The sequence below is a fragment of the Phyllobacterium sp. NPDC097923 genome (genome assembly GCF_044760925.1).
Classification (GTDB): Bacteria; Pseudomonadota; Alphaproteobacteria; order Rhizobiales; family Rhizobiaceae; genus Phyllobacterium; species Phyllobacterium calauticae.
Genome location: NZ_JBIWBL010000002.1, coordinates 426,496 through 439,219, shown reverse-complemented (window position 1 = coordinate 439,219; position 12,724 = coordinate 426,496). Strand labels below are relative to the sequence as shown.

At 59.3% G+C, this 12,724-nt stretch carries 16 protein-coding genes and 1 tRNA gene; 3 read left to right on the top strand and 14 right to left on the bottom strand.

Annotated elements, in window-relative coordinates:
- Positions 1-13: 13 nt before the first annotated feature.
- Complete coding sequence (locus ACIQWS_RS14510) at positions 14-1,510, bottom strand: CoA-acylating methylmalonate-semialdehyde dehydrogenase (protein ID WP_223613744.1); 1,497 nt, start codon at positions 1,508-1,510, stop codon at positions 14-16.
- Between the two features lie 132 nt (positions 1,511-1,642).
- On the opposite strand from ACIQWS_RS14510, the gene ACIQWS_RS14505 reads away from it, so the two are divergent.
- Positions 1,643-2,524 carry a LysR family transcriptional regulator gene (locus ACIQWS_RS14505; RefSeq protein ID WP_403180396.1) on the top strand — a complete coding sequence of 294 codons (882 nt, stop codon included), beginning with the start codon at positions 1,643-1,645 and terminating at the stop codon, positions 2,522-2,524.
- Between the two features lie 73 nt (positions 2,525-2,597).
- Positions 2,598-3,020: a DUF3011 domain-containing protein gene (locus ACIQWS_RS14500; protein ID WP_403181019.1), complete on the top strand. Its 423-nt coding sequence runs from the start codon at positions 2,598-2,600 to the stop codon at positions 3,018-3,020.
- A 54-nt stretch (positions 3,021-3,074) separates the two neighbouring features.
- Here ACIQWS_RS14500 and rlmH read toward each other — a convergent pair whose 3' ends face one another.
- The 9 genes from rlmH to rplU form a co-directional block, all read right to left on the bottom strand.
- Entirely contained in the window at positions 3,075-3,557 is a 483-nt protein-coding gene (gene rlmH / locus ACIQWS_RS14495) for a 23S rRNA (pseudouridine(1915)-N(3))-methyltransferase RlmH (RefSeq protein WP_223613747.1), read from the bottom strand.
- Between the two features lie 168 nt (positions 3,558-3,725).
- Entirely contained in the window at positions 3,726-4,109 is a 384-nt protein-coding gene (gene rsfS, locus ACIQWS_RS14490) for a ribosome silencing factor (RefSeq protein ID WP_223613748.1), read from the bottom strand.
- A gap of 149 nt (positions 4,110-4,258) precedes the next feature.
- Positions 4,259-4,855, bottom strand: a complete 597-nt coding sequence (locus tag ACIQWS_RS14485; RefSeq protein WP_403181016.1) for a nicotinate-nucleotide adenylyltransferase — start codon at positions 4,853-4,855, stop codon at positions 4,259-4,261.
- 56 nt (positions 4,856-4,911) lie between these two features.
- Entirely contained in the window at positions 4,912-6,195 is a 1,284-nt protein-coding gene (locus ACIQWS_RS14480) for a glutamate-5-semialdehyde dehydrogenase (protein WP_346307702.1), read from the bottom strand.
- 3 nt (positions 6,196-6,198) lie between these two features.
- Positions 6,199-7,365, bottom strand: coding sequence for a glutamate 5-kinase (gene proB, locus ACIQWS_RS14475; RefSeq protein ID WP_403180387.1), 1,167 nt, complete (start codon positions 7,363-7,365; stop codon positions 6,199-6,201).
- A gap of 7 nt (positions 7,366-7,372) precedes the next feature.
- Positions 7,373-8,407, bottom strand: a complete 1,035-nt coding sequence (obgE, locus tag ACIQWS_RS14470; protein ID WP_223613751.1) for a GTPase ObgE — start codon at positions 8,405-8,407, stop codon at positions 7,373-7,375.
- Positions 8,408-8,502: 95 nt separating this feature from the next.
- The gene (locus ACIQWS_RS14465; RefSeq protein WP_223613752.1) at positions 8,503-9,126 is read right to left on the bottom strand and encodes a GNAT family N-acetyltransferase; all 624 of its coding nucleotides are present in this window, start codon (positions 9,124-9,126) and stop codon (positions 8,503-8,505) included.
- Between the two features lie 119 nt (positions 9,127-9,245).
- The gene (gene rpmA / locus ACIQWS_RS14460) at positions 9,246-9,518 is read right to left on the bottom strand and encodes a 50S ribosomal protein L27 (protein ID WP_223613753.1); all 273 of its coding nucleotides are present in this window, start codon (positions 9,516-9,518) and stop codon (positions 9,246-9,248) included.
- Positions 9,519-9,542: 24 nt separating this feature from the next.
- A complete protein-coding gene (gene rplU, locus ACIQWS_RS14455) occupies positions 9,543-10,022 on the bottom strand; it encodes a 50S ribosomal protein L21 (RefSeq protein WP_223613754.1) in 480 nt (159 codons plus the stop codon).
- Positions 10,023-10,374: 352 nt separating this feature from the next.
- On the opposite strand from rplU, the gene ACIQWS_RS14450 reads away from it, so the two are divergent.
- Positions 10,375-10,464: transfer RNA gene (locus ACIQWS_RS14450), tRNA-Ser, on the top strand.
- A gap of 28 nt (positions 10,465-10,492) precedes the next feature.
- Here ACIQWS_RS14450 and ACIQWS_RS14445 read toward each other — a convergent pair.
- The 4 genes from ACIQWS_RS14445 to ACIQWS_RS14430 form a co-directional block, all read right to left on the bottom strand.
- Complete coding sequence (locus ACIQWS_RS14445; RefSeq protein WP_346307706.1) at positions 10,493-10,747, bottom strand: helix-turn-helix transcriptional regulator; 255 nt, start codon at positions 10,745-10,747, stop codon at positions 10,493-10,495.
- Between the two features lie 561 nt (positions 10,748-11,308).
- Positions 11,309-12,100: a head GIN domain-containing protein gene (locus tag ACIQWS_RS14440; RefSeq protein WP_403180375.1), complete on the bottom strand. Its 792-nt coding sequence runs from the start codon at positions 12,098-12,100 to the stop codon at positions 11,309-11,311.
- Between the two features lie 88 nt (positions 12,101-12,188).
- Positions 12,189-12,341, bottom strand: a complete 153-nt coding sequence (locus ACIQWS_RS14435) for a hypothetical protein (protein WP_346307708.1) — start codon at positions 12,339-12,341, stop codon at positions 12,189-12,191.
- A 3-nt stretch (positions 12,342-12,344) separates the two neighbouring features.
- Positions 12,345-12,716: a hypothetical protein gene (locus ACIQWS_RS14430; protein WP_403180370.1), complete on the bottom strand. Its 372-nt coding sequence runs from the start codon at positions 12,714-12,716 to the stop codon at positions 12,345-12,347.
- Between the last annotated feature and the right edge of the window lie 8 nt (positions 12,717-12,724).

The following is a 12,724-nucleotide window of genomic DNA, read 5'->3' as shown; positions in this document are numbered from 1 at the left end:
AGCTCAAAGCGAGTTACTTCATCGTCGGAATGACGAACTCGGCCCCGTCCTTGACGCCCGACGGCCAGCGCGACGTCACGGTCTTGGTCTTGGTGTAGAAGCGGAATGCATCCGGGCCATGCTGGTTCAGATCGCCGAAACCGGAACCCTTCCAGCCGCCGAAGGTGTAATAGGCGATCGGAACCGGAATTGGCACATTGATGCCGACCATGCCGACCTGAACGCGCGAGGCAAAATCCCGGGCAGCATCGCCGTCACGGGTGAAGATCGCAACGCCATTGCCGTATTCGTGTTCATTCGGCAGACGGATCGCATCCTCATAGGTATCGGCGCGGACAATGCCCAGAACCGGACCAAAAATTTCTTCCTTGTAGATGCGCATGTCGGGCGTGACGTGATCGAACAGACAACCACCCATGTAGAAGCCGTTCTCATAACCCTGCATCTTGAAGCCGCGGCCATCGACGACGAGCTTCGCACCTTCCTGGATACCCAGATCGACATAGCCTTTGATGCGATCCAGCGCCTGCCGGGTCACAACCGGGCCGTAATCCGCCGACGCGTCGGTGGAGGGTCCGACCTTCAGGCTTTCAACCCGGGGGATCAGGCGCTCGACGAGACGATCTGCGGTATCCTTGCCGACAGGAACGGCAACGGAGATCGCCATGCAGCGCTCGCCCGCGGAACCGTAACCGGCACCGATAAGGGCATCAACCGTCTGGTCCATGTCCGCATCGGGCATGATGATCATGTGGTTCTTGGCACCGCCGAAGCACTGGGCACGCTTGCCGTTGGCCGTGGCGCGCGAATAGATGTACTGGGCAATCGGCGTCGAGCCGACGAAGCCGACAGCCTTGATATCCGGATCATCGAGAATGGTGTCGACAGCTTCCTTGTCGCCATTGACGACATTGAAGATGCCCGCCGGCAAACCGGCCTCGATGAAGAGTTCGGCCAGACGCATCGGCACGCCCGGATCGCGCTCGGAAGGCTTCAGAATGAAGGCATTGCCCGATGCAATCGCCGGACCAGCCTTCCACAGCGGAATCATTGCCGGGAAATTGAATGGGGTGATACCGGCAACGACGCCGAGCGGCTGGCGCATGGAATAAACATCGATGCCCGTGCCGGCATTGTCGGTGAACTCACCCTTGAGCATGTGAGCTGAGCCGAGGCAAACTTCGACCACTTCCAGACCGCGCTGGATATCGCCCTTGGCATCGGGAATGGTCTTGCCATGCTCGCGCGCCAGAAGTTCGGCAAGCGAGTCGTATTCGGCTTCGACGAGATCAAGGAACTTACGCAACACGCGCGCACGGCGCTGCGGGTTGGTTGCGGCCCATGCCGGCTGAGCCGCCTTGGCATTGGCAATGGCAGCGCGCACTTCATTGGGGGTTGCGAGCGCCACGCGGCCCTGAACGGTGCCGTCCATGGGCTGGAAAATTTCGGTCGTACGACCGCTTGTTCCGGCGACATGCTTGCCACCGATAAAATGTCCGACTTCACGCATTGCGAGCAACCTCCCTGGGATTGACTGAATTTCGTTACCCTATCATCGCGCTTCAAATTTTTTATTGCAAGCCGAGCGAAAGCGTATCCGTTGTGCAAAAATTGAAGTACGAATAGCACAGGAGGTCAAACGATGAGCTGGGACGATGTGCGGATTTTTCTGGCTGTCGCGCGTTCGGGCCAAATACTCGGCGCGGCCAAACGGCTTGGCGTCAACCATGCGACCGTGGCGCGCCGTCTCACTGCGCTGGAGAATGATATCAACACCAAGCTGCTGACCCGCCGCACCAACGGCTGCGAGCTGACCCATGCCGGCGAAGAATTCCTCCTGTCAGCTGAGCGCATGGAAGCGGAAATGCTGTCGATCCGCTCCTCGCTTGGCGATGCCGATGTGTCCATTTCCGGATCAGTGCGCATTGGCGCGCCGGATGGCTTCGGTGTCTCCTTCCTCGCGCCGCGCCTTGCCACCCTCACCGCCCGCTATCCCGATCTCAAGATCCAGCTTGTTCCGGTTCCCCGTTCCTTCTCGCTGTCGCGGCGCGAGGCTGACATAGCCATTACGGTCGACCGACCCGATCAGGGACGCCTCGTGGCGAAAAAGCTCGTTGACTACACGCTCTGCCTCTATGCCAGCCGGTCCTATCTGGCTGCGCACCCGGCACCCCGCAGCATCGAAGATCTCGCGGCGCACCGGCTGGTCGGTTATGTCGACGACCTGGTCATCAGCCCTTCGCTGAACTATGCGCCTGAAATCACCCGCGAATGGCGCCCCGCTTTCGAGATTTCCAGTGCCATCGGACAGGTGGAAGCGGTGAAGGCCGGGGCGGGCATCGGTATCCTGCATACATTCATCGCACGGGAATATCCCGACCTCGTGCCGGTCCTGCCGGAACGGACGATTCACCGATCCTATTGGCTTGCCTACCACGAATCCGTGCGCACCCTGCGCCGCATCACGGCGGTCTCCAGCTTCATCTCCGATCTCGTGAACGGCGAGACTGGACGATTCACCTGACAAAGCATAACAGGCAGCGGTGGAAATGTGATTGACGAGCACGGAACAAACACCACAATTGCGCCTTGAACACATGCGCTTTCAGCGTGTGTTGTCATCATATCGGAGAGGGAAAATGTACCGATATATACTAGCTTTGGCTGTGACCCTGGGGGGTATGCAGTTCGTAACGGTTCCAGCCGCACAGGCGCAGGAACGGCCCATCAGATGCGAATCACGCAGCTTCCGCTACAATGAGTGCGAGACCGACATGCGCCGGCCACGGATCATCCGGCAGCTTTCGGGTTCGGCCTGCATTCCCGGCCAGAGCTGGGGCTTCAGCCGCGGCACCATCTGGGTGGACAAGGGCTGCTCGGCGGTCTTTGCCGACAGTGCCGAGCGTCCGCGCTGGCGGGACCGCGACGACCGTCCGCGTTGGCGGGATGATCGTTATCCCCGCCGCGACTACCGGCGTGAATACCGCGATGACCGTTACTACCAGCCGGACGATTATTGATCGGCATCAAGTGCCCGCTTTTCGCCATCTCCGGCCGGAGGTGGCGAAAGCACTTCACACCCGGTGATATGGGTGCCCGGAAAGGATCGTGGTCGCGCGGTAGAGCTGTTCCGCCACGAGAATCCGGACAATCTGATGCGGCCAGGTCATGGCGCCCAGCGCCAGCACAAGATCGGCACGCTTCCTTAAATCCGCATCGTGGCCGTCAGGCCCGCCTATCGCCAGGAGCAGCTGGCGTTTACCGTCATCGCGAAACCGGGCGATTGCATTGGCAAAGTCTTCCGATGGCATGGTCTTGCCGCGCTCGTCGAGAAGAACGAGTACACCGCCCTGATCCAGCGCTTCCAGCACTTTGGCGGACTCTTCCTGTTTGCGCAGGTCCGGCTGCTGGGCGCGGCTTTCGGTGATTTCGGTGACGGAGTTGAATTCGAGACCAAGCGGTGAACCGGTTTTCTTCAACCGGTCGAAATAGCGGTCTGCCAGTTCCCGTTCGGGGCCAGACTTCATCCGGCCCACGGCAAAAACGGTGATGCGCATGGCACGTCCAGTCCTTTGTCATTTGGCGCGAAGAATAACTCTCCGGCGCATGACCGGTCCACATCCAGTAAGCCGCCCGAAGCATCCCGCTGGCGTTATGCCGGGATACCCCGATCCGTCAGAACTTTCTCACACAAGGCTCCGTGTGCCGTAACGGCACACCTTGCTCTAATGTACGGTTTCCCCGTCAAGTTCAGGAGCCTGCCACATCTTTTCGATGTTGTAGAACTCGCGCACTTCAGGACGGAAAATATGGATGATGATATCGCCCGTGTCGATCAGCACCCAGTCACCGCTGGAAAGACCTTCAACCTTCGCATTGTTTCCGTGACCGCTTTCCTTCAGCGCACGCAGGAGCTGATCAGCCACCGCCGTTACGTGACGGTGCGAACGGCCCGATGCGATGACCATGTGGTCGCCGATGACAGATTTTCCGCGAAGATCGATGGGGACAATTTTTTCAGCCTTGGAGTCATCGAGACTGGCAAGGACCGTCTGGAGGGCAAGAGAAACGGAAGTTGCACCGTTCATCTCCGCCGTTGAAGGTGCCAAGGCATCCTTCTTCTGAATTGCTGTTCTCAGTGTATTTCCTTTCCAATAAGAACAACGCGCCGCAGCCTTTAATCTTGCTGCACGTTATTAAGATAGGCAGAGTCGCATGACACTTTCAAGACGTCGCGACACGGCCTTTGTTCACGTTTTCATTCCTGCCGTTTTACGGCTCCGTTGCGTATCGCCGTCGATGACAGCGATGAACGCGGCCCGTGGATGAAAGTCCATGCCGGCGCGGGTGCCCGTGCCAGCAGCGGGGCGTCATCCTCATCGAAGCGGGCGTAGTCAAACGTCTTGGCCATGCGCGACGAGAGAAAAGCCAGGGTCGAACCCGGACGGTCGATCACGGCGATGGGAAACGTCATGGCAATCTTCTGCCAGCGCTGCCAGCGGTGAAAATCGGCAAGATTGTCCGCTCCCATGATCCAGACAAAATGCACACCCGGATTGCGCGCCTTGATCAAAGCCAGCGTGTCGGCCGTGTAGCGCACATTATAGGCCGCTTCAAACGCCGTCACCTTGATGCGCGGGTCATGCACCTGCTGCTCGCACAATTTCAGCCGTTCCGCCAGAGGGGCCAGATGGCGCGTGTCCTTCAGCGGATTGCCCGGCGTAACGATCCACCAGAGCTGGTCGAGCTGCAGCCGGCGCAGCGAGATTTCCGCCACCAGCGCGTGGCCCGCATGGGGCGGATTGAATGATCCGCCAAACAACCCGACGGTCATGCCCTTTTCAACGAACGGCATGCGCAGATGCGCATCGCTCACGCCGGGAAAATCGTGACGTAACGCATCGATGGATGTCACGGGCGGGTCTGGCCATTGCCGCGCACGCGGTATTTGAAGGATGTCAATTGCTCCACACCCACGGGGCCCCGTGCGTGCATCTTGCCCGTCGCGATGCCGATTTCCGCGCCCATGCCGAATTCACCGCCGTCGGCGAACTGTGTCGAGGCGTTGTGCAGCAGGATGGCAGAGTCGATCTCGTTGAAGAACCGCTCGACCACATGCATGTCCTCAGCAATCACCGCTTCCGTATGGTGGGACGAATAGTGATTGATATGCGCGATCGCGTCGCCAATACCGTCAACCAGCTTCACGGATATGATGGCATCGAGATATTCCGTCGACCAGTCCTCCTCCGTCGCCGGTTTTGCCGCTGATAATAGCTGGACCACTGCGGCGTCACCACGAATTTCGCAGCCTGCTGCCTGCAAATCCTCAAGCAGTGGCAAAAGACGGGCGGGGGCGATCAGCCGGTCGAGCAGCAGTGTCTCGGCGGAACCGCAGACGCCGGTCCGGCGCATCTTGGCATTGACGATAATCCGGCGCGCCATGTCTAGATCGGCAGAGGCGTCGACATAGACATGGCAGAGCCCTTCCAGATGGGCAAAGACCGGCACGCGCGCTTCCGCCTGCACCCGGGCCACGAGACTCTTGCCGCCACGCGGAATAATAACGTCGAGATTGCCGTCCAGCCCCTTCAGCATTTCACCAACCGCGGCACGGTCCGTCACCGGGATGAGCTGGATGGCATCCCTGGGCAAACCTGCCGCTTCGAGCCCTTCGGTCAGCGCCGCATGAATGGCGCGGGAGGAATGGGCGGAATCCGACCCGCCGCGCAGGATGACGGCATTGCCCGACTTCAGGCAAAGGGCACCCGCATCGGCTGTTACATTCGGGCGGCTTTCGTAAATCACGCCAATAACACCGAGCGGCGTGCGCACGCGCTCGATGTGCAGGCCATTGGGACGGTCCCATTCGGCAATGATGTCCCCAACGGGGTCCTTGAGGGCGGCAATGGTGCGGATGCTTTCCGAGATCGCAGCGATACGGCCTGCATCCAGTTTCAGCCGGTCGAGCAGCGAGGCGGCCATCCCGGCCTTTTCACCATCGGCCATATCCTGCCGGTTGGCGTCCAGAATCTCCGGGGCACGGCGATCCACCGCATCCGCCATGGCGATCAGGGCAATCATCTTCTGTTCCGGCGAAGCGATGGACAGCGGCTGGGCAGCGGCACGGGCCTTGCGGCCGATTCCGGCCATCAATTCAGCAACGTCGTCAATCGGTTCGACCCGTCCCAGCATTTCTCACTCCTTCGCAGCACGTTTTGCTGCGCGTACAACCAGATCATCCCGGTGTATCATCGCCGACCGGGCATCGTAACCGAGGATCGCGGCAATCTCATTGGTCTTGCGCCCTGCAATCCTTACGGCATCTGCGGCATCATAGGCAATAAGGCCGCGCGCGGCTTCGCGTCCATCCGGACCGACAACCGCAACCGTATCGCCGCGGGTGAACTGACCGGCAACGTCACGGACACCGGCAGCCAGAAGCGATTTGCCGGATTTGAGCGCCGTCAGCGCACCCTCGTCGATCACCAGCCGCCCGGCCGGCTCGAGATTGCCCGATATCCACGTCTTCCATGCATTCACCGGATTGAGGCTCGGCTTGAACAGTGTTGACCGCTCGCCCGCATCGATGGCACCCAGCGGATGCATGCGGGTGCCGGAGGCAATGATCATTGCCGTGCCCGCCGCATTGGCAATCTTGCCGGCATCGAGCTTGGTCTTCATGCCGCCCCGCGAATATTCCGACGCAGCGGCACCAGCCATGGCCTCAATCTCTGGCGTAATGGCATCGACAACCGGCAGGAACTGCGCATCGGGATTCTGATGCGGCGGCGCGGTATAGAGCCCGTCAATGTCGGACAGGAGAATCAGGAGGTCCGCCCCCATCATCGTCGCCACCCGCGCGGCAAGACGGTCATTGTCGCCATAACGGATTTCCGTGGTCGCTACCGTGTCATTCTCATTGATGACGGGCACGGCCTTGAGCCGCAGCAGGGTGCCGACGGTGGCGCGGGCGTTGAGATAACGGCGGCGCTCTTCCGTGTCGGAAAGCGTAAGCAGGATCTGGCCAGCGCGCAGCTGATGCCCGCCCAGCACCTCGGAATAGGCTTTGGCAAGTTCGATCTGACCCGCCGCAGCCGCAGCCTGGCTTTCCTCGAGCCGCAGCGCGCCCTTCGGCAGTCCGAGCACCATCCGCCCGAGGGCGATGGCGCCGGAGGAGACGATCATCACCTCGACACCGGCCTGCACCAGCTTTGCCACATCGGCGCCAAGGCTTTCCAGCCAGTCGCGCTTCAGTCCTTTGGCGCGGTCCACCAGCAATGCCGAACCGATCTTGACCACGATCCGCCGATAGGCGGAAAGCTTGATGGTGGCGGGAGAAGCGAGCTCGTTCTGCACAGACATGATGCACTCAATATTTGAAGCGGGTATCGACCTCTGCCGGGGCCTCTGACTGACGCGATTCAAGAATGATCGCAGACAAGGCACGAAGCACCTGCTCGACACCCTCGCGGCTGACCGAAGACAGGAGCATCGGCTCGCGGCCCGCGGCCTTTTTCAGCGCGGCCACCTTCTTTTTGCGCGCCGCGGCATCCAGCGTATCGATCTGGCTCAGCGCCACGATCTCCAGCTTGTCGGCGAGCCCATGACCATACGCTTCAAGCTCGGTGCGCACGGTCTTGTAGGCCTCGGCCACATTCTCTTCCTGTGCGGAAACGAGATGCAGGAGAACCCGCGTGCGCTCGACATGGCCAAGGAACCGGTCACCGATACCGACGCCCTCATGCGCGCCTTCGATCAATCCCGGAATATCGGCAATGACGAATTCGCGGGCGTCGACGCGGGCAACGCCCAGGTTCGGATGCAGGGTGGTGAAGGGATAGTCGGCGATTTTCGGCTTGGCTGCCGTCACGCTGGCGAGAAACGTCGACTTGCCGGCATTCGGCTTGCCGAGAAGACCGGCATCGGCGATCAGCTTCAGCCGCAGCCACAGATTGCGCTCTTCGCCTTCGAGTCCCGGATTGGCGCGCCGCGGCGCCTGGTTGGTCGATGTCTTGAAGTGCAGATTGCCGAAGCCGCCATTGCCGCCCTTGGCAAGCCGGTAGCGCTGCCCCACGGCGGTAAAATCGTAGATCAGGGTTTCATTGTCGTCTTCAAAAATCTGCGTTCCCACGGGAACCTTGAGCACCACATCGGCACCCTTGCCGCCCGTCATGTTGCGGCCCATGCCGTGCATGCCGGTCTTGGCCTTGAAATGCTGCTGGTAGCGATAGTCGATCAGCGTGTTGAGACCGTCCACGGCCTCGGCCCAGACGTCACCGCCGCGCCCGCCATCGCCGCCATCGGGACCGCCGAATTCCAGAAATTTTTCACGGCGGAACGATACCGAGCCGGCACCACCATCGCCGGAGCGGATATAGACTTTCGCCTGATCGAGAAATTTCATGGAAGTTCAGTCCTTTTTGATGTCCCGAGCCATTACAGGAAAATGCGCGGGAAGAAAACTGGCCGTCGCAAGAGATCGCGGCGGCCAATTGTAATTTATGCGTTCCAGCTGCGAAGCCCGATCCATGTCCGGCGATCCAGCATATAGCGTTCGACAGGCACATTGCCTGCAGCGAGCGAATCCATCATGCCGGTATTGGCATACTGGAACCCGCTCTTGTAGAGCACGCGCCGCGAACCGATGTTGGAGACCCGGCACGACGCATGCAGCTTTTCCACCTGCGTGGCGCGGAACACGAGATCCACCAGCGCATGCGCGGTTTCCGTGGCATAGCCCTTGCCCCAGTAAGGCTCGCCCAGCCAATAGCCGATCTCCAGCTCATCCCGGCGAGGCTCGCTCATCCGCAAGTCCTTGCTGCGGCGGTAATTGATGCCGCAGCAGCCGATGAAGGTGCCGGATTGCGCAAGGGTAATCGCGTAGACGCATTTGCCGATCTCGCCCGCATTGGCGCGGCGCACGAAGTCCACCGCATGATCCTGCGTGTAGGGATGGGGCATGCGGGAAAGCATTTCCGCCACACGGGGATTGTCGGCGAGACGGGCAATTGCGTCAACGTCCTCGGTGTGCGGCGCGCGCAGGACCAGGCGTTCGGTCACGAGGACCGGACAGTCTATCAGGTCCAGCCTGTCTTCATCGTCTTCCAGTAATTCGGCAACCATTTTGCTATCCTCCAGATGCGAAAAGGGAGATGGGTGAAACCCCATCTCCCCTTTGATCTCTTGGCTTGGATGCCAGTCACCGGGTCCGATGGGGACGCCGGTGCTTCAAGCAGGACCAGCTATTCTGCTGCTTCGGCGATCGGGTTCACGATCGACACGAAACTACGGCCATTGGCTTTGGTACGGAAAGATACAACACCGGCTTCAAGTGCGAAGAGTGTATGATCCTTGCCAATGCCAACATTGACGCCCGCATGCCATTTGGTGCCGCGTTGACGAACGAGGATGTTGCCGGCAAGCACGCGCTCGCCGCCAAACTTCTTCACGCCAAGACGCTTTGATTCGGAATCACGACCGTTGCGCGACGAACCACCAGCTTTTTTGTGTGCCATGGGATTGCTCCTTTAAACCTGTTCTTACTCGCCCGAAGCGGGCTTTTCGGCCTTGGCAGCAGCCTTCTTCGGCGCAGCTTTGGCTTTCGGGGCGGCTTTCGTCTCGGTTGCTTCCGCAGCGGCAGCTTCCACCTTCGGAGCAGGCTTCTTGTTGACCGGCTTGTCAGCGGCAGTCTTCGAAGGCTTGGCACCACCCGTCAGGATCTCGGCGATCCGGATCGTCGTCAGTTCCTGACGATGACCGCGTGTACGCTTGGAGTTCTGGCGGCGACGCTTCTTGAAAGCGATGACCTTGCGTGCCCGGCCCTGCTCGACGACTTCGGCTGTGACCAGCGCGCCGCCAACGGTCGGAGCACCGATCGTGGCGTCTGCACCGACGCCAACCATCAGAACTTCGGCAAATTCAACGATATCACCGGCATTGCCGGCAACTTTCTCGACCTTCAGAAGGTCATTGGCGGCAACGCGATACTGCTTACCACCGGTCTTGATGACTGCGAACATTTTATGCCCTTTCGGCGTTCGGTTCGGTTTTTTGCCGTTTGAAGGGCGCTAACCGTCTTTTTGTCAGTCGTGACATATTAATCGAAAGATGCCTGCAACCCCTAGGGATCCGGGCATCCGGACTCAAAAACAAACGGCGCGGAGAATCCCCCACGCCAGTCGTCGGGCGCTTATAAGGTGAGGATTATGCGAGAGTCAAGAAATTTAACGCAAAATTGCTCTTGTATCCTTGCGCTTTGCCCGCTATCTAGCGCGTCGCACGCTCAAGCCAAGTCCTTCGGGACATCGCGGCACCGGCAGGGAGAACATCCCGGCTTTATCAGGCGTCTGTCCACGACAGGCGCTTTTACGCGGAGAGGTGGCTGAGTGGTTGAAAGCACCGCACTCGAAATGCGGCATGGGGGCAACTCCATCGGGGGTTCAAATCCCTCCCTCTCCGCCATTACTTTCCTGAAGATGCGTCTCCAGACTTAAGCCCGGTCCGCTTCGCCGGACAGTTCAACCGCCTTCACCATCTGCGCCGCATCAAATCCGAGAATGCCCGCAAGCTCGATCAGCTCGACCACATCCACGCGACGCTGACCGCTTTCGAGCCGGGCGACAAAGGACTGATATTCGCCCAGTGCATCGGCAAGCTGCGTCTGCGTGAGGCCGGCAGCTTCCCGCCTGGCGATCAGCAAAGCGATCAGCGCCTTGTGTTTTTCTGTTCCAAGCGTTTTTCCCATCAGTGTTCCCGTCTTTAACGGGACTTCCAGTAAATCTGAAAATCAGTTATCTTAAATTCAGATAATTCGTCTCATCTGGGGGCAGCTTTGTTTTTTGTATTTTCACTTAAATGGCTAGCTATATTGCTGGCTACATCACCGATATGGGGCGCGTTCATTTGGGAGACATGGGAAGGCGAGATCAGACCTCGACTGATCCCCAAAGCAGAAATCAGAGCACTCGCTGCTGAGCAGATTGCGCGACACGGCCAACGGGCTGGGGAAATAGCATTCAACAGGGAAGTCGAAGCATGGCGGCGCTGTGACTCGTTTACACAAAAAAAGTGGAAGCGCATTCGACTAGCAATTCAACATCAAACCAGCGAGTTTTGAAAGCGGCTTGGGCATGGCGTAGCTAGGACCACTCTGAAGGCGCTCTAATTCTAAGAATTTCTGCAATCCAAACAGTCTTGAACAGTTATGATGGCCCCGTATCCAGAATAGAAGACACCATTTGATATCTGCGATCGCAGTGTGTCGCTCCAAATGTTCTAATCTCCCTTTGCATAAAAGGGAAAACAGCTACCTCTCCCCGAGCGGCGTGATGCGCATCGAGCCATGGCCACGCTGTTCGACGGCCGGCTGGCCGTAATATTCCACCCTGCCGCTGCCGTTCACCAAGATATCCAGCGTGTTCTTTGCCTGGACCAAGGCGCTGCCGCTGCCCGAAATATCCACCTTCGTGGCATCGGTGGCCAGGTCGCCATTGTTATAGGCGCCCGAACCATCCAGATCGAGTTCCTGCGTCTGCGCCTTGCCGCCAAGGCTGATCTGCCCCGATCCGGTGATCGCGGCAGCGACGTCGCCGGCCGCTATATTGTCCAGCTTTACGCTGCCCGAGCCGGTCACCCGGGGCAGGATCTGCTCAGCGCTCAGCGCGTCGAATTGGATATCGCCGGAGCCGGACAAATCGATCTTCACCGTGCTGCCTTTGAATGCGCCGGCGCGGATGCTGCCGGAACCGGACAATGTGACCCGGCTGAGATCCTTGACCGTAATGTCATATGCAACCGTTTTCGACGGCACGATTTCGATCCTGCCCCGGGTACCAAGCACGAGATCGCCGCCGCGAACACCGATATCCAGCAGCGGTAGGATATTGTCGTCCGTGGTGACGACGAGACTCTCGCCGTCGCCCTGCTTCATCTGGATATTGCCGATACCTTCCAGCGTAATCCCATCGAATGTCTCGATATCGATCGTCTTGGCAATGACATGTCCCGAACCGGCGATCTGTTCTTTCTTGAGAATCTCGAAGGAAACCAGAGCAATAAAAAACAAAACAACCAGAAACATGCCAGACATGCGAGCCATTACGAAGCCTCCATAGGCGCGGCAATATACATCGCACGGATTACGGCTACATGTCCGCAACGCGTCAAGACCGTTTGAAATGTGGAGGCTAACCCGTCGCCCGGAACAGCCCGACAATACCGCCCAGCAGAGACATCGCCGGATAGAACAAAACCGAACTCACACCGGCAGCGAACACAAGCACCAGAACAAACAATACCGGTGACAGGGAGGCAGATTGCGGGGGCTCCGGCTCAGCCATGCATCATCCCCTGGTTTTGCGCGCCTCGAATTCGACCCTGACTTTCTCCGCCAGTTTCAGCAGCGTATCCTTGCACGACTTGCGGTCCATATCCGTTGGCTGCCTCGGTGACGCAATCAGGCCTTTCAGCCAGCCGCGAACGGTCCGGTCAGCCTCCTCAGGTGAGCGGCCGAGCGCCTTGAGGATGGTCTCGCTGCTTTCAATGGCGGAGTAATGCGGCTCGCGGCCAAGCGCGCTCTGGCACTGATAGGATGTGGTCACCAGTTGTTTGACATCCGCCACAAGCGCGGCTTCGCCGCTCCTGCCGCCGGATGGCGTTGTGCAGCCCGCAAGTGCCGCAATCAAAAGTCCCGTTCCGATCACATTGAACCGCATCATATCCC

Excerpts from the sequence above, each read along its gene's own strand:
- ACIQWS_RS14445 (WP_346307706.1), bottom strand. The coding sequence starts at position 10,747 with ATGGGAAAAACGCTTGGAACAGAAAAACACAAGGCGCTGATCGCTTTG.
- ACIQWS_RS14480 (WP_346307702.1), bottom strand. The coding sequence starts at position 6,195 with ATGCTGGGACGGGTCGAACCGATTGACGACGTTGCTGAATTGATGGCC.
- ACIQWS_RS14465 (WP_223613752.1), bottom strand. The coding sequence starts at position 9,126 with ATGGTTGCCGAATTACTGGAAGACGATGAAGACAGGCTGGACCTGATA.
- rpmA (WP_223613753.1), bottom strand. The coding sequence starts at position 9,518 with ATGGCACACAAAAAAGCTGGTGGTTCGTCGCGCAACGGTCGTGATTCC.
- ACIQWS_RS14440 (WP_403180375.1), bottom strand. The coding sequence starts at position 12,100 with ATGGCTCGCATGTCTGGCATGTTTCTGGTTGTTTTGTTTTTTATTGCT.
- rplU (WP_223613754.1), bottom strand. The coding sequence starts at position 10,022 with ATGTTCGCAGTCATCAAGACCGGTGGTAAGCAGTATCGCGTTGCCGCC.
- ACIQWS_RS14500 (WP_403181019.1), top strand. The coding sequence starts at position 2,598 with ATGCGCTTTCAGCGTGTGTTGTCATCATATCGGAGAGGGAAAATGTAC.
- obgE (WP_223613751.1), bottom strand. The coding sequence starts at position 8,407 with ATGAAATTTCTCGATCAGGCGAAAGTCTATATCCGCTCCGGCGATGGT.
- ACIQWS_RS14430 (WP_403180370.1), bottom strand. The coding sequence starts at position 12,716 with ATGCGGTTCAATGTGATCGGAACGGGACTTTTGATTGCGGCACTTGCG.
- ACIQWS_RS14510 (WP_223613744.1), bottom strand. The coding sequence starts at position 1,510 with ATGCGTGAAGTCGGACATTTTATCGGTGGCAAGCATGTCGCCGGAACA.
- proB (WP_403180387.1), bottom strand. The coding sequence starts at position 7,365 with ATGTCTGTGCAGAACGAGCTCGCTTCTCCCGCCACCATCAAGCTTTCC.
- ACIQWS_RS14435 (WP_346307708.1), bottom strand. The coding sequence starts at position 12,341 with ATGGCTGAGCCGGAGCCCCCGCAATCTGCCTCCCTGTCACCGGTATTG.
- rlmH (WP_223613747.1), bottom strand. The coding sequence starts at position 3,557 with ATGCGCATCACCGTTTTTGCCGTGGGCCGGATGAAGTCTGGCCCCGAA.
- ACIQWS_RS14485 (WP_403181016.1), bottom strand. The coding sequence starts at position 4,855 with ATGCCGTTCGTTGAAAAGGGCATGACCGTCGGGTTGTTTGGCGGATCA.
- ACIQWS_RS14505 (WP_403180396.1), top strand. The coding sequence starts at position 1,643 with ATGAGCTGGGACGATGTGCGGATTTTTCTGGCTGTCGCGCGTTCGGGC.